This window comes from Aliirhizobium sp. YIM B11859 (genome assembly GCF_057163345.1).
Genome location: NZ_JBXHAY010000007.1, coordinates 321,090 through 340,663, shown reverse-complemented (window position 1 = coordinate 340,663; position 19,574 = coordinate 321,090). Strand labels below are relative to the sequence as shown.

At 61.5% G+C, this 19,574-nt stretch carries 21 protein-coding genes; 19 read left to right on the top strand and 2 right to left on the bottom strand.

All coding sequences use genetic code 11. The features are described 5' to 3' along the window. Window positions 1-9 precede the first annotated feature (9 nt). From AC2GXZ_RS24980 to AC2GXZ_RS24950, 7 genes are all read left to right on the top strand, one after another. The gene (locus tag AC2GXZ_RS24980; RefSeq protein ID WP_483761919.1) at window positions 10-924 is read left to right on the top strand and encodes a TIM barrel protein; all 915 of its coding nucleotides are present in this window, start codon (window positions 10-12) and stop codon (window positions 922-924) included. A gap of 303 nt (window positions 925-1,227) precedes the next feature. Further along, the gene (locus tag AC2GXZ_RS24975) at window positions 1,228-1,923 is read left to right on the top strand and encodes a GntR family transcriptional regulator (protein ID WP_483761918.1); all 696 of its coding nucleotides are present in this window, start codon (window positions 1,228-1,230) and stop codon (window positions 1,921-1,923) included. A 191-nt stretch (window positions 1,924-2,114) separates the two neighbouring features. Further along, a complete protein-coding gene (locus AC2GXZ_RS24970; protein ID WP_483761917.1) occupies window positions 2,115-3,023 on the top strand; it encodes a transporter substrate-binding domain-containing protein in 909 nt (302 codons plus the stop codon). 84 nt (window positions 3,024-3,107) lie between these two features. Beyond that, on the top strand, window positions 3,108-3,863 hold the full coding sequence (locus tag AC2GXZ_RS24965; RefSeq protein ID WP_483761916.1) for an amino acid ABC transporter permease: 756 nt from the start codon (window positions 3,108-3,110) through the stop codon (window positions 3,861-3,863). 1 nt (window position 3,864) lies between these two features. Then, window positions 3,865-4,557, top strand: coding sequence for an amino acid ABC transporter permease (locus AC2GXZ_RS24960; RefSeq protein ID WP_483761915.1), 693 nt, complete (start codon window positions 3,865-3,867; stop codon window positions 4,555-4,557). A 27-nt stretch (window positions 4,558-4,584) separates the two neighbouring features. Beyond that, entirely contained in the window at window positions 4,585-5,313 is a 729-nt protein-coding gene (locus AC2GXZ_RS24955) for an amino acid ABC transporter ATP-binding protein (protein WP_483761980.1), read from the top strand. Between the two features lie 23 nt (window positions 5,314-5,336). Continuing rightward, window positions 5,337-6,503 (top strand): glycine hydroxymethyltransferase, encoded by a 1,167-nt coding sequence (locus AC2GXZ_RS24950; protein ID WP_483761914.1) that lies wholly within the window; start codon window positions 5,337-5,339, stop codon window positions 6,501-6,503. A 27-nt stretch (window positions 6,504-6,530) separates the two neighbouring features. Here the strand turns inward: AC2GXZ_RS24950 and AC2GXZ_RS24945 are convergent, their stop codons facing one another. Then, window positions 6,531-6,836 carry a helix-turn-helix transcriptional regulator gene (locus tag AC2GXZ_RS24945; protein WP_483761913.1) on the bottom strand — a complete coding sequence of 102 codons (306 nt, stop codon included), beginning with the start codon at window positions 6,834-6,836 and terminating at the stop codon, window positions 6,531-6,533. 91 nt (window positions 6,837-6,927) lie between these two features. Here AC2GXZ_RS24945 and AC2GXZ_RS24940 point away from each other — a divergent pair, with 91 nt between their 5' ends. The 6 genes from AC2GXZ_RS24940 to mnhG are packed head-to-tail and all read left to right on the top strand — an operon-like array spanning window position 6,928 to window position 12,972. Beyond that, entirely contained in the window at window positions 6,928-9,861 is a 2,934-nt protein-coding gene (locus AC2GXZ_RS24940; protein WP_483761979.1) for a monovalent cation/H+ antiporter subunit A, read from the top strand. A 1-nt stretch (window position 9,862) separates the two neighbouring features. Then, window positions 9,863-10,201 (top strand): Na+/H+ antiporter subunit C, encoded by a 339-nt coding sequence (locus tag AC2GXZ_RS24935; RefSeq protein WP_483761912.1) that lies wholly within the window; start codon window positions 9,863-9,865, stop codon window positions 10,199-10,201. Next, window positions 10,198-11,835 carry a monovalent cation/H+ antiporter subunit D gene (locus tag AC2GXZ_RS24930; protein WP_483761911.1) on the top strand — a complete coding sequence of 546 codons (1,638 nt, stop codon included), beginning with the start codon at window positions 10,198-10,200 and terminating at the stop codon, window positions 11,833-11,835. The genes AC2GXZ_RS24935 and AC2GXZ_RS24930 overlap by 4 nt, the downstream gene beginning before the upstream one ends. Next, a complete protein-coding gene (locus AC2GXZ_RS24925; protein ID WP_483761910.1) occupies window positions 11,835-12,311 on the top strand; it encodes a Na+/H+ antiporter subunit E in 477 nt (158 codons plus the stop codon). Before AC2GXZ_RS24930 ends, AC2GXZ_RS24925 begins: the two co-directional genes overlap by 1 nt. Further along, entirely contained in the window at window positions 12,308-12,589 is a 282-nt protein-coding gene (locus tag AC2GXZ_RS24920; protein WP_483761909.1) for a K+/H+ antiporter subunit F, read from the top strand. Before AC2GXZ_RS24925 ends, AC2GXZ_RS24920 begins: the two co-directional genes overlap by 4 nt. Further along, window positions 12,586-12,972 carry a monovalent cation/H(+) antiporter subunit G gene (gene mnhG, locus AC2GXZ_RS24915; protein ID WP_483761908.1) on the top strand — a complete coding sequence of 129 codons (387 nt, stop codon included), beginning with the start codon at window positions 12,586-12,588 and terminating at the stop codon, window positions 12,970-12,972. Before AC2GXZ_RS24920 ends, mnhG begins: the two co-directional genes overlap by 4 nt. 6 nt (window positions 12,973-12,978) lie before the next feature. On the opposite strand, the gene AC2GXZ_RS24910 is transcribed toward mnhG, so the two are convergent. After that, the gene (locus AC2GXZ_RS24910) at window positions 12,979-13,812 is read right to left on the bottom strand and encodes an IclR family transcriptional regulator (RefSeq protein ID WP_483761907.1); all 834 of its coding nucleotides are present in this window, start codon (window positions 13,810-13,812) and stop codon (window positions 12,979-12,981) included. A 169-nt stretch (window positions 13,813-13,981) separates the two neighbouring features. Between AC2GXZ_RS24910 and AC2GXZ_RS24905 the strand changes: the two genes are divergently transcribed. Genes AC2GXZ_RS24905 through AC2GXZ_RS24880 form a run of 6 tightly spaced genes read left to right on the top strand, consistent with a single transcriptional unit; the run spans window position 13,982 to window position 19,571 of the window. Beyond that, window positions 13,982-15,049, top strand: a complete 1,068-nt coding sequence (locus tag AC2GXZ_RS24905) for an ABC transporter ATP-binding protein (protein ID WP_483761906.1) — start codon at window positions 13,982-13,984, stop codon at window positions 15,047-15,049. Then, on the top strand, window positions 15,046-15,900 hold the full coding sequence (locus tag AC2GXZ_RS24900; RefSeq protein WP_483761905.1) for an ABC transporter permease: 855 nt from the start codon (window positions 15,046-15,048) through the stop codon (window positions 15,898-15,900). The genes AC2GXZ_RS24905 and AC2GXZ_RS24900 overlap by 4 nt, the downstream gene beginning before the upstream one ends. 10 nt (window positions 15,901-15,910) lie before the next feature. Beyond that, window positions 15,911-16,705: an ABC transporter permease gene (locus AC2GXZ_RS24895; RefSeq protein ID WP_483761904.1), complete on the top strand. Its 795-nt coding sequence runs from the start codon at window positions 15,911-15,913 to the stop codon at window positions 16,703-16,705. A 6-nt stretch (window positions 16,706-16,711) separates the two neighbouring features. Further along, window positions 16,712-17,002, top strand: coding sequence for a (2Fe-2S)-binding protein (locus AC2GXZ_RS24890; protein ID WP_483761903.1), 291 nt, complete (start codon window positions 16,712-16,714; stop codon window positions 17,000-17,002). Then, on the top strand, window positions 16,999-18,405 hold the full coding sequence (locus AC2GXZ_RS24885; protein ID WP_483761902.1) for an FAD-dependent oxidoreductase: 1,407 nt from the start codon (window positions 16,999-17,001) through the stop codon (window positions 18,403-18,405). The genes AC2GXZ_RS24890 and AC2GXZ_RS24885 overlap by 4 nt, the downstream gene beginning before the upstream one ends. Beyond that, window positions 18,402-19,571 (top strand): NAD(P)/FAD-dependent oxidoreductase, encoded by a 1,170-nt coding sequence (locus tag AC2GXZ_RS24880; protein WP_483761901.1) that lies wholly within the window; start codon window positions 18,402-18,404, stop codon window positions 19,569-19,571. Before AC2GXZ_RS24885 ends, AC2GXZ_RS24880 begins: the two co-directional genes overlap by 4 nt. Window positions 19,572-19,574 lie beyond the last annotated feature (3 nt).

Here is a 19,574-nt window from a genome sequence, read left to right as displayed (position 1 = left end):
AGAGAGACCATGGGCAATATCATCGGCACCGGCTTTAACGCCGGCTCCACCAACGGCGAACTGGCAAGCCTCGAACAGGAACTGCGCGTGCTTGCCGAGATCGGCGTCGATACCGTCGAGCTGGGCCTCACCAGCCTCGACCTGATCGCCGGCGGCCGGATCATCGAAGAACGTGCCGAGCGGCTGGTCGCGATCACGAAACAGTTCGATTTCCGCTACACCGTGCATGGCCTTGTGTCGTCCAACTTCATGGACCCGGACACCTGCCGCTACCAGATCGACGCCGCCAAGGCGCTGGCCGTGGTCTGTGACCGGATCGGCGCTCGCATCCTGGTGCAGCATGGCGGCAACCTGCGTGCCGAACAGCTGGTCGAACGTGCCGAGGCCGATAAGCGGGAACGCGAGGCGCTGTTCGAGCTTGCCGAATTCTGCAAGCCCTATGGCGTGCGGATCGCATTCGAGAACATCTTCACCACCGAGATCGGCCAGTATCGCCAGACGCCGACGCAAATTGCCGAAACGGTCAAGGCCGTCGGTCATGCCAATCTCGTGGCGCTGATCGATTTCAGCCATGCCTATCTCGAATCCACCTATCGGGGTCTCGACTTCCGCAACGAGCTGCGCGCCATGGCGCCGGTTGCCGGCCATCTGCATGTGCATGACAGTTTTGGCCGCCCGCAGGCTTTCTACAAACCTTACCACGTCCAGGAAAACACCGCGCTCGGCATCGGCGACCTGCATATGCCGCTCGGCTGGGGTGACATGGACTGGGAAGACATCTTCTCGGAACTGACCTTCCTGCCGGGCACGGTGCTGATGATGGAAATCGGCCGCCGTTACCACGCAGAACAGCCGGCAAGCCTCGAACGCGCCAAGCGTCTGATGGCGCTCAACGCCGGTGAAAAGGCAATCGCCGCAGAATAAGCGCGGATCTTGTCTCGCAAACAGGGCCGCCTTGGGTTTTTCACCAAAGCGGCTCAGGCCCGGTTGCAGCGTGCAGTCCAGTTCCTCCCATCTCCGTGACGCCGGTGCCGGCCTGCTGTTGCCGGTCGTCTGCAAAAACAGCGCTTCACCGTTTGCAGCGGACGATGTAAAGAACGTTCGCGCAGTCATCGCGTTGTGACACCAGTTCGTTTTGGCGAATGAACCTCGATCAGTCTGGCGCGCAGGCAAATCACGGCGCCGGCGGTATATGGTCGTGGACAAGAGATCGCTCACGAGGCCCATTTGATCGAGCCAGCAAAAATACGGCGCCGGACGCTGCATAGCGAGATCGTCGACGCTATCCGGGACATGATTGTCGACGGTCATCTGGAGCCGGGGCAGAAGATCCCGGAAAAGGAGCTATGCGACCAGTTCGACATTTCGCGGACGCCCCTCAGGGAGGCGCTGAAGGCGCTGGCCGTCGAAGGGATGATCGAGCTTTTGCCGCAGCGAGGTGCAAGGGTCGCCGTTCTCGGCGAGGAGGAACTGGTCGAGTTGTTCCCGATCATCGCGATGACGGAAGCGCTTGCCGGTGAACTTGCCTGCGACAAGATAACCGGCCCTCAGATCGAAGCAATCCGGCAGATGCACGAGCGGATGGTGCTGGCGTTCGAGCAATCGGACCGGCTGGAATATGCAGCGCTCAACCGCGCCATCCACATGGCGATCTTTGATGCGGCCGGTAATGCGGCTCTGCTTGCTCTTTATCGCAATATGGAGCTCAAGATCCGCAACATCCGCCACACGATGCGCCAGCATCCCGGCGACTGGAAGCAGGCGCTCGACGATCATCACCAGATGCTCGACGCGCTTGCCGCCCGCGACAAGATCCGGCTTTCGGCCATCATGAAGCAGCATGTGATGAATACGGCGGAGGCGGTTCGCCATTCGGTGGGCGATCTGCAGGGTGAAAATAACGCCGGAAAAATCGACGCATAAACAGGCATATGGCGCCTAAAATCAGCTCAATCCTGATGATTTTGCTGCTGCTGTGTGCATAAAAATAAATTCATTATGCATTATTTCGTTTTCGGTTGACGGGCGTGGCTGCTTGGCCAAGCATGGGGGTCTCATTCAACTGACCTCTTCATTTGCCGCCCGGCAAATGGCCAACAAACCGGGGAACATTCATGAAGCTGAAACTGCTCGCAGCTCCGCTGCTGACGCTGGTGCTTGCCGCTTTGCCTGCGCATGCCGCCGAAGAGAGCGCCACTCTTGCCAAGATCGCCGAGCGCGGCGAAATCACCGTCGGCCACCGGGACGGCGCGGTGCCATTTTCCTATTATGACGACCAGCAGAAGCCGATCGGTTATGCGATGGACATCTGCGCACGCATTGTCGATGCGGTGAAGGCCAAGCTCGGCAAGCCGGATCTCAAGGTCAGCTATATGGCGGTTACGGGCACGACCCGTATCCCGCTTCTGGTGAATGGCACGATCGATATGGAATGCGGCACGACGACCAACAACGCCGACCGGCAGAAGCAGGTGACGTTCTCGACCACCAATTTTGTCGCCGGTATCCGTATTCTCTCCAAGAAGAGCGCGCCGATCGCTTCAATGGCCGATGCCAAGGGCAAGACGATCGTGACGCTTTCGGGCACGACCAGCGTCAAGCTTATCAATGCCGCCAACACTGCTGAAAACCTCGGCCTCACCATCCTGTCCGCCAAGGATCTGGCCGAAGGCATGCTGACGCTGGAAACCGACCGCGCCGTGGCGCTGATCTTCGACGACGTGTCGATTGCCGGTGCTGCTGCGACGTCCAAGGCGCCGCAGGACTACCAGATGTCGACCGATCCGCTGTCGGTCGAGCCCTATGGCATCATGCTGCGTCGCGAAGATCCGGGCTTCAAGGCTCTGGTCAACGGCACGATCGAGGGGCTCTACAAGAGCGGCGAGATCAACGGCATGTATGAAAAGTGGTTCACCCAGCCTATTCCGCCGAAGGGCATCAACATGACTTTCCCGATGTCGGCGCAGCTGAAGAAGGTCGTCGCCAACCCGACCGACGATCCGAACCCGGATCTTTATCGCTAATCTCCAAATCCCTCCTCCCGATTGCCTTTGTCGGCGCAAGCCGCAGCGGCAATCGGGAGGATTTCGTATTCGACGGGCGATCCCATGAATTACAACTGGAATTGGTGGATCTTCTTCGAGCCTTCGCTCGACGGCACCAATACGTATCTCACCACGCTCTTCTGGGGGCTCGGCTGGACGGCGGCAACTGCCGTCGTCGCCTTTGCCATTGCGCTTCTGCTCGGCTCGATCGTCGGCGTGGCGCGCACCGCGCCGGTCGCCTGGATGCAGCGGGCGGGCACGGTTTTTGTCGAGATCTTCCGCAACGTGCCGCTCTTGGTGCAGATGTTCCTCTGGTATTTCGTGCTTCCCGAAATTCTGCCGCATGATGCGGGGATGTGGCTGAAGCAGCTGCCCAATGCGCAATTTTATACGGCGGCTGTCTGTCTCGGCTTCTATCACGCCGCCCGCATGGCCGAGGTCGTGCGCGCCGGATTGCTCAGCCTGTCCAAGGGGAAGAGGATGGCGGGGCAGGCGCTCGGCCTCACCTTGCCGCAGACCTATCGTTACGTGCTGCTGCCGGTCGCCTATCGTATCGTGATCCCGGCCATCACCTCGGAATTCCTCAGCTGCACCAAGAATACATCCGTCGGCATGGCCATCGGCCTGGTGGAGCTGACGGGAACTGCCCGCGCCATTCAGGAAAACACCTTTCAGGTCTTCGAGGCCTTTGCCGCCGCGACCGTGCTCTATCTCGGGCTCAACATGGTCATCGTGTTTGCCATGCGCGCGGTCGAAAAGGCGGCTGTCATACCGGGCTTCGGCAACCGAGCTGCGGCCAAGCCGGGAAAGGGTGCCTGACATGCTGTCCGGTTTCGATTTTCAGACCATCATCAATGCGCTGCCCTACCTGTTCCTGACAGGCATGACATTCACGCTGACGCTGACCATCTGCGCCACCATTTTCGGCATGCTGTTCGGCACGTTACTGGCGATCATGCGGCTTTCCGACAATCGCATTCTCTCGGGCGTCGCTGCGGGTTATGTGAACCTTCTGCGGTCGTTGCCACTGGTGCTGGTCATTTTCTGGTTCTATTTCCTCGTGCCGTTCCTGGCGCAGTGGCTGACCGGTGCGTCGAGCCCGGTCAGGATTGATCCGTTCTGGTCGTCGGTGATCACCTTCACCCTGTTTGAGGCCTGCTATTTCTGCGAGATCGTGCGCTCCGGCATCCAGTCTTTGCCGCGCGGGCAGACGCTTGCGGCAAATGCGCTCGGCATGACCGGCCGGCAGGCGATGATCTATGTGATCCTGCCGCAGGCGCTCAGGAACATGCTGCCGCTGATCCTGACGCAGACGATCATCCTCTTTCAGGACACGTCGCTCGTCTATGTATTGTCGATCACCGACTTTCTCGGAGCGGCTGCCAAGATCGCCCAGCGCGATGGCCGGCTCTTGGAAATGTATGTGTTTGCGGCACTCGTCTATTTCGTCATTTCCCTCATCGCATCGCTTGCAGTCAAACGACTGCAAAAGCGTGTCGCGATTATCCGTTAAGGGCACCGCCAGGGGCATTCCATGAGCATGATTACACTTCGAGACATCAGCAAGACCTATGGAGATTTCAAGGTCCTGTCGCATTGCTCGACATCTGTCTCCAAGGGGGAGGTCGTCGTTGTCTGCGGCCCCTCCGGGTCGGGCAAGTCGACGCTGATCAAGACGATCAACGGGCTGGAGCCGATCGATAATGGCGATATTGTCGTTGACGGCATAACCGTTTCTTCGCCGGCTACCAATCTTCCTCAACTGCGATCGAAGGTCGGCATGGTGTTTCAGCATTTCGAGCTTTTCCCGCATCTCAGCATCCGCGAAAACCTGGCGCTGGCGCAGGTCAAGGTGCTGAAGCGGTCGCGCGACAAGGCGATGGAAAAGGGGATGGCTCTTCTGGAGCGCGTCGGCCTTATCGCCCATGCGGAGAAATTTCCGGGCCAGCTTTCCGGCGGCCAGCAGCAGCGTGTAGCGATCGCGCGGGCGCTTGCCATGGATCCGATCGCCATGCTGTTTGACGAACCGACCTCGGCGCTCGATCCGGAAATGATCAACGAGGTACTCGACGTGATGGTCGAACTTGCCCGCGACGGCATGACGATGATGGTCGTCACCCACGAAATGGGCTTTGCCCGCAAGGTGGCGAACCGGGTGATCTTCATGGATCGCGGCGAGATCGTCGAGGATGCCGACAAGGATGATTTCTTCGGCAAACCGCGCAGCGAGCGGGCGCAGCAATTCCTCTCCAAAATCCTCGTGCACTGAACGACTGACTGACTGGCTTGAACATGGATATCGACGTCTGGAACGAAAACGGGCTGCTGCATGCCGCGGCGGCACGCAGCGAAGTGTTGTCGCACGACCGCATCGTGCTTTATGCCGGGGCAAACCTGCCGAGCGAGGCAGCGCAGGCTGCCTATGCGGCAGGGCTTAGCGCCTATCCGGCGATGGGCCCAAGCTTCGACAAGGAGCAGCCGGAAACCGATCTCGTCTCACGGCTGGAGGTCGCCGTCAGGTCGCAGATCTGCGCGTTGTTTTCTGCCGAATGGGCGGAGCCACGGCTGCCGAGCTGCACGATCGCCAACATGGCGGTCTTCCATGCCTTCACCAGACCGGGCGATCTGCTGCTGGCGCCTGCCGCCGATCATGGCGGTCACTTAAGCCAGCGACGCGGCGGCACGCCGGATCTTGCCGGCCTCGAGGTGCAGGACCTGCCTTTCGACATGGAGCGGTGCCAGCTGGATGCGGAGGCGGCGGCCGCGATGATCCGCAAGCTATCGCCGGCGATGGTCATGCTCGGCCGGTCGGTGATGATCAAACCCGATGAGCTCGCGCCTGTCGTTGCCGCGGCGAAGGCGGTGGGTGCAAAGACCGTGTTCGATGCCTCGCATGTCTCGGGACTGATTGCGGGCGGCACTTTCCCAAACCCGCTCTCCCTCGGCGTCGACGTGATGACCAGCTCGACCTACAAGACGATTGCCGGCCGGCCGCACAGCATCATTGCTGGCCTGAAGAAGGAAGACGGCGAGCATCTTGCCGATTTCATCGACAGGAAACTGCTTGCCAATTACGATGCCGGCAAGCTGCCGTCTTTCCTCGTCACCCTGCAGGAGGCCGGTGCCGGTGCTGCGGCCTATGCCGCGAAGGTCTGCCACAATTCGCAAGCGCTTGCCCGCGGGCTCAGGGAATGGGGCGTGGAGGTGATTGCGCCATCCGAAGGTGAGCAATTCACCCACCAGATCCTGGCGCCGCTTGCCGCACATCAGTCTCCCGTCCAGGTGATGAGGAGCCTGGAAAAGGCCGGTATTCTCGTCGGGACCTGCCGGAACCCGATCAAGCCCGGCCATCACGCACTTCGCGTCGGCACGCAGTTCATCACCGCCCGAGGCTGCGACGACGCCTATCTGGACATGGTGGCGGAAAAGCTTGCGCGGTCGCTCAAGGCGCTTCCATAGCAGTTTGGGATCTGCCGGAGAGGGCAGTCAATCTTCCGATGAAGGTTTGTCTTTCGGGAATATGCAGGTGCCTTCGCCTTCGACCGACGCGAATGTCAGTCCGCCTTCCTCGAAGGCCTTGCGAAGCTGTGCTTCGGTCGAACGGTGGACCTCGTGGCGGTCACCTTCATAATCGCGAATGGTACTGCGCGACACGCCCGAGCGGTCCGCCAGATCGCATTGTGTCCAATCGAGGAAACCGCGACCTGCCCGACAGAGAGCGGGTGTCAGAAACTTTCCCTGATCTGGTTGACCCATCGTTCCAAATTGCCCATATTGGTCAGAATCAATCATATATGGCAGTTTCATCCGATTGGCTAGTGGGGCTTTCCACTTCATCAGATAAGACTAAAATGCCGAAAAAATGAAGGGATGGGACATTGGGATAACGCTTGCGCCGCAGTTTCTTGTTGTTTTGCTGGCCTCGCCGTTCCTCGGAAGCATCGTTTCCGTCCTGCTCCTGAATACCCGCTCGGCGGTGCTGCCGTCGCGTCTCGCCTCCCTCGTCGCCTTCCTCTGCTTCCTCATCGTGGTGCTTGCCTATCCGCAGGTCACCGATGGTAATGTGATGCGCTACAATCTCGACTGGATCCCCCAGCTCGGGCTGAATTTCACGCTGCGTCTAGACGGTTTCGCCTGGATGTTCTGCGTACTGATCACCGGCATCGGTTTCCTCGTCACCGTCTACGCCCGTTATTACATGTCGGAAGATGACCCGGTTCCGCGGTTCTTCTCCTTCTTCCTCGCCTTCATGGGCGCGATGCTTGGGATCGTGCTTTCGGGCAATGTCATCCTGCTGTCGATCTTCTGGGAGCTGACGAGCATCTCGTCCTTCCTTTTGATCAGCTACTGGCACAATGCGGCTGCAGCCCGCGACGGCGCCCGTATGGCACTGACGATCACCGGCATTGGCGGTTTCTGCCTGCTGATCGGCCTGCTTCTGATCGGCAATATCGTCGGCAGCTACGATCTCGACAAGATTCTCGCGTCCGGCGACATTATCCGCGGCCATTCGCTTTACGTGCCAGCACTGGTCTTCATCCTGCTCGGCGCCTTGACCAAGAGCGCGCAGTTCCCGTTCCATTTCTGGCTGCCCAATGCGATGGCGGCGCCGACGCCGGTTTCTGCCTATCTGCATTCGGCGACGATGGTGAAAGCCGGGGTATTTCTCCTGGCGCGCTTCTGGCCGGTTCTTTCGGGGACACCCGAATGGTTCTGGCTGGTCGGCGCTGCCGGCATCATCACACTGCTGATCGGCGCGTTTTTCGCCATCTTCCAGCAGGATCTCAAAGGACTGCTCGCCTATTCGACGATCAGCCATCTCGGGCTGATCACGACGCTGCTCAGCCTCGGCAGCCCGCTGGCAACGGTCGCTGCGATCTTCCACATGCTCAACCACGCGACCTTCAAGGCCTCACTGTTCATGGCGGCGGGGATCATCGACCACGAGACCGGCACACGCGACATGCGGCGATTGAGCGGGCTGTTCCGCTATATGCCGATCACCGCGACGCTTGCCATGGTGGCGAGTGCGGCGATGGCCGGTGTGCCGCTCTTGAACGGTTTTCTCTCCAAGGAAATGTTCTTTGCCGAGGCGGTGGAAACCCATGCGGATTCGATCCTCGACCGGATACTGCCCTATGTCGCGACCCTGTCCGGAGCGTTCAGCGTCGCCTATTCGGTCCGCTTCATCCATACCGTCTTTTTCGGCCGTTCGCCGACCAGCCTGCCGAAAGACACGCCGCATGAGCCGCCGCGCTGGATGCGGTTCCCGATCGAGCTCTTGGTGGTGATCTGCCTCGTCGTCGGCATCGCGCCGGCTTTCTCGGTCGGACCGTTCCTGCATACGGCGGCGGTCAGTGTGCTCGGCACCACCATGCCGGAATACAGCCTGGCGATCTGGCACGGTTTCAATTTGCCGCTGATCATGAGCCTGATCGCGCTTGCCGGTGGCACGGCGCTTTATTTCGTGCTGCGCCACTATCTTGCCACCTGCGAAGACGGCCCGCCGCTGATCCGGCGCTTAAGGGGCCAGCGTATCTTCGAACGTATCCTCGTCGAGGTTTCTTGGCGCTGGGCGCGTATGGCCGAACAGCGGATCGGCACGCGTAACCTGCAGCCGCAGCTGCGCTGGGTGGTCGTTACCGGTTTTGCCGCCGGCCTGTTGCCGCTCTGGCTTTCCGGTTTCGAGCCGCGCAATTTCGTGTTTTCCGGTGTCGACAAGCCGTTTGCCGGCATCTGGCTGATCGGCATCTGCCTGGCGCTCGGCACTGCTTATACGGCGAAATATCACCGGCTGGCGGCGCTCGTCATGCTCGGCGGCATCGGGCTGATCGTCTGCATCACCTTCGTCTGGCTGTCGGCTCCCGACCTTGCCATCACCCAGCTTCTGGTCGAGATCGTCACTACGGTTCTTATCCTTCTGGGCTTGCGCTGGTTGCCGAAGCGCACCGAGAAGATGGATGAATCGGTGACCTTCCGCGCCCGTTTCCGGCGTTTCCGTGACCTGTTGATCGCCATCGGCTGCGGTATCGGCATGACCTTCATCGCCTATGCGGTGATGACCATGCCGGTGCCGGATACGATCGCCAACTATTTCCTCGCCAATGCCTATTCGGAAGGTGGCGGGCGCAATGTCGTCAACGTCATCCTGGTGGATTTCCGCGGCTTCGATACGCTGGGCGAAATCACCGTGCTCGGCATCGTGGCGCTCACCGTCTATTCGCTGCTGAGACGTTTCCGTCCGGCACCCGACAGCATGGCCATGCCCGAACAACAGCGGATCCAGAACCGGTTCGACGAGGAACGGCCGGAACGCAATGCGGGCGACACGATACGCGACTATCTGCTGGTGCCATCTGTGATCATGCAGTGGATGTTCCCGGTGATCATCACATTCGCCGCCTATATCTTCATGCGCGGGCACGACATGCCGGGCGGCGGGTTCTCGGCCGGCCTGACGCTGTCGATCGCCTTCCTGCTGCAATATCTGGCCGGCGGCACCCGCTGGGCGGAGGATCGCATCCGCATCCTGCCCTTGCGCTGGATGGGGGTCGGTATCCTGACCGCGACCGCGACCGGGATCGGTGCATGGTTCCTCGGTTATCCGTTCCTGACCTCGCATTTCCAGTATGTGACGGTGCCGCTGATCGGCAAGGTGCCGGCGGCGACGGCGCTGCTGTTCGATCTCGGCGTGTTCATGCTTGTCGTGGGGTCAACGGTGCTGATCCTTGTGGCGCTTGCCCACCAGTCGATCCGCATCAACCGGCTTCGCACGATCGAAGCCGACAAAGTCACCGAACGGGCGAAGGAGGGCTGATATGGAAATCGTTCTTTCGATCGCGATCGGGGTGATGACGAGCTGCGGCGTGTGGCTGATCCTGCGTCCGCGCACCTATCAGGTGATCATCGGCCTTTCTCTGCTCTCCTATGCGGTCAACCTGTTCATCTTCGGCGTCGGCGGGGTGAAGACCAACGTGCCGCCGATCCTGTCGGAACACGGGACGGGCGGTGTGCTGGCCGATCCGGTGCCGCAGGCGCTGGTGCTGACGGCGATCGTCATCGGCTTTGCGACGACGGCGCTTTTCCTCGTCGTGCTGCTCGCCTCGCGGGGCCTCACCGGCACCGACCATGTCGATGGCAGGGGGGACAAGCGATGAACGGCTGGTCGCATCACCTGATCATTGCGCCGATCCTTATTCCGCTGGCGGCGGCGGCAATCATGCTATTCATCGACGAGCGCCGGCGTGTCACCAAGGCGATGGTCAGCCTCGTCTCGGCCCTTCTGCTGCTGTTCGTCTCGTTCATCCTGTTTCGCATCGAGGCGGGCCCGAACGGTTTCGAAGGGGTCTATCTGCTTGGCAACTGGGCGGCACCCTTCGGCATCGTTCTTGTCGTGGATGGCTTGTCGGCGCTGATGCTGCTTTTGACGGCGATCGTGGCTGCTGCTGCCCTCGTTTATTCGATGGCGCGCTGGCACGGCATGGGCGCGCATTTCCATTCGATGTTCCAGCTGCTGCTGATGGGCGTCAACGGTGCGTTCCTGACCGGCGACCTGTTCAATCTCTTCGTGTTTTTCGAGGTGATGCTGGCCGCATCCTACGGCCTGTTGCTGCACGGGTCCGGCCCGCTCAGGGTCAAGGCCGGGCTGCATTACATCGCGGTCAATCTGGCGGCGGCGCTTCTCTTCCTGATCGGGGTCAGCCTGATCTATGGCACGACCGGCACGCTCAACATGGCCGATCTTGCGGCCCGCATTCCCGACATCGAGCCGGACCGGCGGATGCTGATGGAGGCCGGCGCCGGCGTCCTCGGGATCGCGTTCCTGATCAAGGCCGGCATGTGGCCGCTCTGCTTCTGGCTGCCGACGGCCTATAGCGCGGCTTCGGCGCCGGTTGCCGGGATCTTCGCCATTCTCAGCAAGCTCGGCATCTATGTCATCCTGCGGCTGACCATGCTTTTGTTCGAAACCGGGCCGTCAGCCGGTTTCGGTTCCTCGGTGCTGCTTTATGGTGGCATTGCGACGATGATCTTCGGTACGATCGGGGTGCTGGCGTCGCAGGCGCTTGGACGGCTCGCCGGGTTTTCGGTGCTGGTGTCCTCGGGCACGCTGCTGATGGTTCTCGGCATCAATGACGGGGCGGTCTCGGCCGGTGCGCTGCTTTATCTGGTCAGCTCGACGCTGACGATCAGTGCCTTTTTCATGCTGATCGAACTTGTCGAGCGCAGCCAGGATGCGGGTGCCAACGTTCTGGCCGTTACCATGGAAGCCTATGGTGACGCCGACGAGGACGAGCCGGAAGAGGGCGATGGCGTGGCCATGCCCGGCACGATGGCGATCCTCGGCACCTGTTTTGCGATGTGCGGCATTCTTCTCTCCGGCCTGCCGCCGCTATCGGGTTTCATCGCCAAGTTCGCCATGCTGTCGGCGATGATGGGGACAGGCTCGATCGGCGTGCCGCCGACGGCGGCCGTCTGGGGGCTGATCAGCCTCGTCATCCTGTCGGGCGTTGCGGCGCTGATCTCGATGACGCGCGTCGGCATCCGCACCTTCTGGACCTCGCTTGAGGGCACCGTGCCGCGCGTGCTGGTGATCGAGATCGTGCCCGTGATGGTGCTGTTGGCGCTGACGCTGGTGCTGACCATCCAGGCAAGCTCGGCCCTGCAATATATGGACACCACGATCCGCACGCTCGGCAACCCGGATGTCTATATCGAGGCGGTGCGTAAGGCGACGATCATCCCGGGCGTAAGCGACACGGACTTGAACGGCGCGGTGGGGGAGGATCACTGATGTTTCCCTATCCGATCCTCGCCGTCTCGCTGGTCCTCATGTGGATGTTGCTTAACGGCTTCACGCTCGGTCATCTCGTGCTGGGCATTCTGGTGGCGATCTTCGCCTCCTGGGCGATGGCGTCGCTTCGGCCGGAAAAGCCGAAGCTGAGGAAGTGGTATCTGCTGCCGAAACTGTTCTTCATCGTGCTTTACGATGTCGCCAAGTCGAATATCCAGGTCGCCTGGCTGATCCTGAGGGGTCGAAAGAGCGGCCGCAAGCCGGGTTTCCTGACGATCCCGCTCGAAATCGAGGATCGCACCTCGCTTGCCATTCTGGCGGTGGTGCTGACCAGCACGCCCGGTTCCGCCTGGCTGGAATATGACAGCTACGACAAGTCCATTCTCATGCATGTGCTCGATCTTGCCGATGAGGAACAGTGGATCGACACGATCAAGAACCGTTACGAGAAGCTGCTGATGGAGATATTCGCATGAGTGCCGTCATCATCTACACCGCAGTGGCGATCGCCCAGTTCATGCTTGTCATCGCCATGGCGATCGCCACGATCCGGATGTTTCGCGGACCCAGAGCGCAGGACCGGATCATCGGGCTCGATACGCTTTATATCAACGCCATGCTTTTGCTCGTCACCTTCGGCATCGGTACGGGCCGCGAAATCTATTTCGAGGCGGCGCTGGTGATCGGGTTGCTCGGCTTTGTCTCGACGATCGCGCTCGCAAAATTCCTGATGCGCGGGGAGGTGATCGAATGATCCATCCTGCAGCAGACCTGCCGCTTTCGGTTGCTTTGATTGTTGCCTTTTTCCTGCTTGTCGGTGCGACGCTGGCGCTGATCGGCGCCATCGGTTTCCTGCGCCTGCCGACCTTCTACGAGCGGTTGCATGCGCCGACGCTCGGCACCAGCTGGGGCATCGGCGGGATCATGCTGGCATCGATGATCTATTTCACCGTCGCCTCGTCGCGGATCGTCATCCATGAAATCCTGATCGGCATTTTCGTCACGGTGACGACGCCGATCACCTTCATGCTGTTGTCGCGCGCGGCCCTGCACCGCGATCGTGCGGCCCGCAGCGAAGGTGTGCCGCGAAAATGGGTCGGCCCGGAGGAACGTCCGCGCAGCGAAGACGCGGAATAGGCCATTTCAGAGCGGCCGGTTCGGCGCCTGAACATAACTCAGGCTGCGTGACGGCGAGCGGGTTGCCGGGTCGAAAGGGTTGATCTGCCGGCCCAGTTCGCGCGCTTCGGCAATCAGAATATCGACCATGACCTGCAGCCTGTCGCCCTCTACGCGGTCGGCAAGCGTGCCGACGCTGAGTGCTGCGACCGCCGTGCCGCTCGCGTCGCAAACGGGCACCGCAACGCCCGCCATGCCCGGAATGAGGCCGGCATTAAAGCTGACGAAACCCTGTTCCCTGGCCTTAACGAGCACAAGGCGGAAGCTCGTTTCGTCGAGATGACTACGATCGAGCAGCCGCGGCATGTTGAACCGGATCACCGCCTCGCGCTCGGCCTCCGGCAGATGGGCGAGGATTGCCGTGCTGCCCTGGCCGATGCCGAGCGGCACCTTGCCGCCGATATCGCCGGTGAAGGAACGGATCGGGAAAGGGCCTTCCACCCGGTCCAGGCAGACGGCATCATAACCGCTGCGGACCAGAAGAAAGATGGTGTCGGTGAGTGTGGAGGACAGGCGAAGAAGCGCCGGCCGGGCCAGTTCCCGCAATCCGTCGGATCGGCCGGCACGCGCCGCCAGCACGAAAAAATCGAGGCTGAGGCGGTATCGCTTGCCGCCCGCCACCTGTTCGACGAAGCCTTCCGCCACCAGATCCTGCATGGCGCGATGGGCCGTCGGCTGATTGCAGCCGACGATTTTTGCCACGTCGATCAGCCGCATGCCGGCGCCATCGGCGGCGCCCAGCGCCTTCAAGACGATCAGCGTGCGCCTTGCACTGGAGATCGGCGGGATGTCATCATCCATTTAATGTAATCCAAATCGATAATTATTTTCATAAATTCCATATGGCGGAATATTTCAACGATAATTTTTCCATATGGAATTTTTTGTTGACCATTCGCAGTTTCCTGCTGTCTCCTCCTCTCCGGGAACGAAATTAGAAAAGCGCAAAAACGGCGCAACTGGAGTGGACATGAGCTTTCTGACGCTCAATTCGCTGTCGAAGATTTATGGGAATTTCACCGCCGTCGATGCGGTCGATCTTAACGTCAGCAAGGGCGAGTTCGTTTCGCTTCTCGGGCCTTCCGGCTGCGGCAAGACGACGACCCTGCAGATGATTGCCGGCCTCGTGGAGCCGACGAACGGTTCCATCACGCTGGACGGCCGCGACATTACCGGTGAAAAGCCGAACAGGCGCGGGCTTGGCATCGTGTTCCAGACCTATGCACTGTTTCCGCATATGACGGTGGCGCAGAATGTCTCGTTCGGGCTGGAAATGCGCAAGGTCGGCAGGGCCGAGCGCGATCGCCTTGTGGCGGATGTTCTGGCGCTGGTGAAGCTCGACCGTTTCGTTGATCGTTATCCGCGCCAGCTTTCGGGCGGTCAAAGGCAGCGTGTGGCGATTGCCCGCGCGCTGGTGATTTCGCCGCCTGTGCTTCTGCTCGACGAACCGTTGTCCAACCTCGACGCCAAGCTGCGTGAAGAGATGCAGTTCGAGCTTCGGCGCATCCAGCAGACGGTCGGCACGACAACGATCATGGTGACGCATGACCAGGGCGAGGCGCTGTCGATCAGCGACCGGGTCGTCGTCATGGAACACGGGAAGATGACCCAGGCCGATGTGCCGTCGGCCGTCTACGATCACCCGGCAACCGAATTCATCTCCTCCTTCATCGGCAAGATGAACAGCATTCATGGCATCGCCCGCAAGCTGGGCATCGAGGCATCCGGCGTCATCCTGCCGGCGAAAGACTGTTCCGCCGCCGAGGGCGAGCCGGCGGTCCTGTCGCTGCGGCCCGAGCGGATCGCCATCCTGCCGGCGGGCAATGGACATCTCAATGGCGTGGTGAAAGGCCGGTTCTTTTTCGGCAGTCATTGGCTTTACAATATCGATACGCCGGTCGGCCCCATCGTCGTGTCCTGGCCGAACAGCGACGGCGCCCTGCCGGTATCCGAAGGCCAGCCGGTCGGCTTGTCGTGGTCGGCGGAAAGCGCACGGGTTTCGGCCAGAAGCGGAGCTGCGGCGGAGGCCGGCGCATGACGGGGCGGACATCGTCGACGCGGTGGCTGCTGTCGTCTCCCGGCCTGATCTTCTTTCTCGGCATGGTCGTGCTGCCGCTGGTGCTGACGGCGGTGCTGTCCTTCCACGCCTTTGACTATAACAAGGGCGTTCTCGACAGCTACACGGTGTCCAATTACACGACCGTGCTCACCGACCCGTATTTCCTGTCGATCTTCTGGCGCACGCTGAGGATCGCTTTCATTACCACGCTCATCTGCGTCGTGATCGGCGTGCCGGAAGCCTATATCTTGTCGCGGATGTGGAACCCGTGGCGATCGATCTTCCTGCTGGTCATCATCGGCCCGCTTTTGGTTTCGGTCGTCGTGCGGTCCTTCGGCTGGAGCATGCTGCTCGGCTCGACCGGTCTGATTTCCAAGGTCAGCATCCTGCTGGGGTTTGGCCCGCTGCGCATTCTCTACAGCGAGGCGGCAATCGTGATCGCGCTGGTGCATGTGATGCTGCCGTTCATGATCATTCCCGTCTGGACGGCAATCCAGAAGCTCGATCCCGGTCTTGAGCCTGCTGCATGGTCGCTCGGCGCCTCGCGGCTGACGGCGATGCGGCGGATCATCCTGCCGCAGATCTCGCTCGGCGTCCTGTCGGGCAGCCTGATCGTGTTCGGCCTGTCGGCAAGCTCTTTTGCCATTCCCGGCCTGCTGGGCGGGCGACGGCTGAAGATGGCGGCAACCGTCGTCTATGACGAATACATGCATGAGCTGAACTGGCCGCTTGGTGCGGCCATCGCCTTCATCGTGCTTGCCGCCAACCTGCTGATCATGCTGGCCTATAACCGGATGATCGAGGCGCGCGCCCGCAAGGTTCTGGGCTGAGGGGACGGATATGGAACGCAACGGACCCATCGCCCTCATCTTCCACACGCTGGTCGTCTGCTTCGTGCTGGCGCCGCTGGTGATCATCTGTCTGGTGGCGTTCACGCCCGACAGCACGCTCACCATCCCGACCACCGAATTTTCGCTGCGCTGGTTCAAGGCGGTGTTCGTCCATCCGGATTTCATGGCGTCGTTCTACAACAGCCTGTGGCTCGCGACGCTATCCGCGACGATCGCGGTGCTGATCTCGCTTCCGGCGGGGATTGCCATCTCGCGTTACGAATTTCCCGGCCGCGGGTTTCTCAACGGCTTGTTTCTCTCGCCGCTGATCATTCCGCATCTGGTGCTGGGCGTCGCGCTGCTGCATCTCTTTTCGCTGATCGGCGCGACGGGCAGTTTCGGCTGGCTGGTGGCAAGCCATGTCGTGGTCGTGACGCCCTATGTGCTGCGGCTCGTGATGGCGGCCCTGACGGGAATAGACCGCAATGCCGAACAGGCGGCGCTGACGCTGGGGGCCGGACCGCTCACCGTATTCCGGCGGATCACCGTGCCGATGATCCTGCCCGGCATTACCGGCGGCTGGCTGCTCGCCTTCATCAACAGTTTCGACGAATTGACCATGTCGATCTTCGTCACTTCACCCCAGACCGTCACGCTGCCGGTCAGGATGTACATGTACGCGACGGAATCCATCGATCCGATGATGGCTGCCGTATCCGCGCTGATGATCGCCCTGACCGGTATCGCCATGCTCGTGCTCGACCGGGCGTTCGGACTGGACCGTATCCTCGTCGGGCAGAAATGAACGAAAATGCCATTGCTGCATCGCATCGTGCGACAGAATGAAAAGCCGCTGTCCTTTCTCCTGAACGGAAAACCCTGCGAGGGACGGCGCGGCGACACGCTGCTCAGCGCCATCCTCACGGTGGACGAAATGCTCAGGCCCAGCGATTTTTCCCATGAGCCACGCGCCGGCTTCTGCCAGATGTCGGCCTGCCAGGATTGTTGGGTGAGGCTGGCAAACGGCGAGCGGGTGCGGGCCTGTTCGACCCCGCTTGCCGAGGGAATGCAGGTGGTGACCGGTGCGGGAGAGGTCGCATGAGTGACGTTCCCAGCCATAGAAATCAACCCCTGATCGTTGGCGCCGGGCCGGCCGGTATCCGAGCTGCGGCGACGCTGATCGAGGCGGGGCTTCGGCCGATCGTGGTCGACGAGGCGCCGGCCTGTGGCGGGCAGATCTATCGCCAGCCCTTCGTGCCGGATGGGCGTGACGCCAGGGCGCGTTACGGATCGGAAGCGCCGAAGGCCGAACGGCTGCATCGGCAGTTCGAGGCGCTAAAGGGCCGGTTAGACTATCTTCCGAACACGCTGGTGTGGAACCTGTCCGAAGGTTTTGCCGATGTCGCGACGGCCGGCGGCCATCGACGGCTTGCCCATAACGGGCTGATCCTTGCCACCGGTGCGATGGACCGGATCCTGCCGGTGCCGGGCTGGACGCTGCCGGGCGTGTTTTCGCTCGGCGGGTCGCAGATCGCCTTGAAGGCGCAGGGCTGTGTCATCGGCTCGCGGGTCATCTTCGCAGGCACCGGGCCGCTGCTCTATCTGGTCGCCTGGCAATATATGAAGGCGGGCGTGAAGGTTGTCGCCGTTCTCGACGCCGCACCGTTTACGGCGCAGATGGCGATGATGAAGGCGATGACGAGCTTTCCCGCCGTCGTGTTGCGCGGCACACGTTTCGTTGCCGAGATGATGATGAAGGGCGTCGCCTTCCACTACGGCGTCAACAAGCTGCGTTTCGAGGGCGAAAACCGTGTCGAAGGCGTCTCCTTCGAGGTGCGTGGCAAGCGGCGTCATTTGAGCTGCGACGGGGCGGGTTTTGGCCTCGGGCTGAAACCGGAAACGCAGCTTGCCGATCTCGCCGGCTGCCGTTTTGCCTTCAGCGCGCGGGATCGCGTTTTCCTGCCGGAGGTGGATGCCGGCCGCCGGTCGAGTGTTGCCGGCGTTTATCTCGCCGGTGACGGGTCCGGTATTGCCGGGGCCGATGCGGCGGAAATGTCGGGTGAGCGGGCAGCACTTTCGCTGATCGAGGATCGCGGCCTTGCCGTCGATACCGGCCGGGCAGGCGTGCTCGAAAAAGGGCTCCGAAAAATCGTTGCCTTCCGCAACGTGCTCGAACAGTCCTTTCCGTTTCCGGCGCATTGGATCGCCGATCTGCCGGGCGAGACCATGGTCTGTCGCTGCGAGGAAATCGATGTCGCGACCATTCGCGATGCGACCGATCAGTTCGGCATCATCGAGATGAACCGGCTGAAGGCGGTAAGCCGCGTCGGCATGGGGCGTTGCCAGGGTCGGGTTTGCGGGGCTGCCGCGGCGGAACTGCTTGCTGCCTCGACCGGGCGTGGCATCGATGCGGTCGGGCGTCTGCGCGGGCAGGCGCCGGTGAAGCCTTTGCCGATGTCGCTGCCGGCGATCGCGCCGACGCTTGCCGGGGAGGCTGCGGAATGAGGGCCGATGTCGCGATTATCGGTGGTGGGCTTGTCGGTTGCTCGGCTGCGCTTGCGCTGAGGCAGAAGGGCCTGTCGGTCATTCTTCTGGAGCGTGGCTTCTGCGGCGCGCAGGCGAGCGGCGTCAATTATGGCGGCGTGCGCCGTCAGGGGCGGCCGGTGCAGCAATTGCCGCTGGCGCAACGCGCCCATGCGGTCTGGCCAAGGCTCAAACAGCTGATCGGCATCGACGGGGAGTTTCGCCGCACCGGCCAGTTGAAGCTTGCCCGCAGCGAAGAAGAAATGGCGTCGCTGGAGGCTTATGCGAGGACCGCTGCGTCCACCGACCTGAAGCTCGAATTGCTCGGCGCGAATGCGCTTGCGGAGCGGTTTCCGTGGATCGACCGCAGCGTCGTTGTCGGCGCCTCCTATTCGGCCGATGACGGGCAGGCCAATCCGCGCCTGGTGTCTGCCGGGTTTGCCGCCGCCGCCAAACGGGCGGGCGTCGCGGTTTTCGAGCAGACGGCGGTTCTTGGCGTTTCCAGAGAAGTTGACGGTTTCGTCGTCGAGGCACAGGGCCTGCCGGAGATCCGGGCTACGCATGTGGTCAATGCGGCGGGTGCCTGGGCCGGGCCGTTTGCGGATGCTTTCGGGGAAAGCGTGCCGCTCGGGCGTATCTATCCGTCGATGATCGTGACGGAGCCGATGAAGGTTTTCATGAGCGTCAATACCGGGGTCGAAGGCGGCAATGTCTATGCCCGGCAGGTGGAGCGCGGCAATTGCATCATTGGCGGCGAGCGAGGGCTTGCCCGTGCCGACGATGCGGATTTCTCGCGCCCGACGGATATCGGCGTGACGACGGTGATGCAGCGTGCAGCGCTTCTGTTTCCTTCGCTCAAAAATGCCCATGCGATCCGTTTCTGGTCAGGCACGGAAGGCGCGATGCCGGACAAGAACCCGGTGATCGGTAAAAGCCGAACCACATCCGGCCTGATCCATGCCTTCGGTTTTTCCGGTGCCGGTTTCCAGATCGCGCCGGGGGTCGGCGAGGTGGTTGCCGAACTGATCACCGATGGCGACACCATAACGCCGATCGATGCCTTCTCGATCACCCGTTTTTCCGTCGGTGCTGCCCAGGGCTCGGGCGCCGGCGCCTCACTTCAGAGCCTTCAATCAAGGGGAATGTGAATG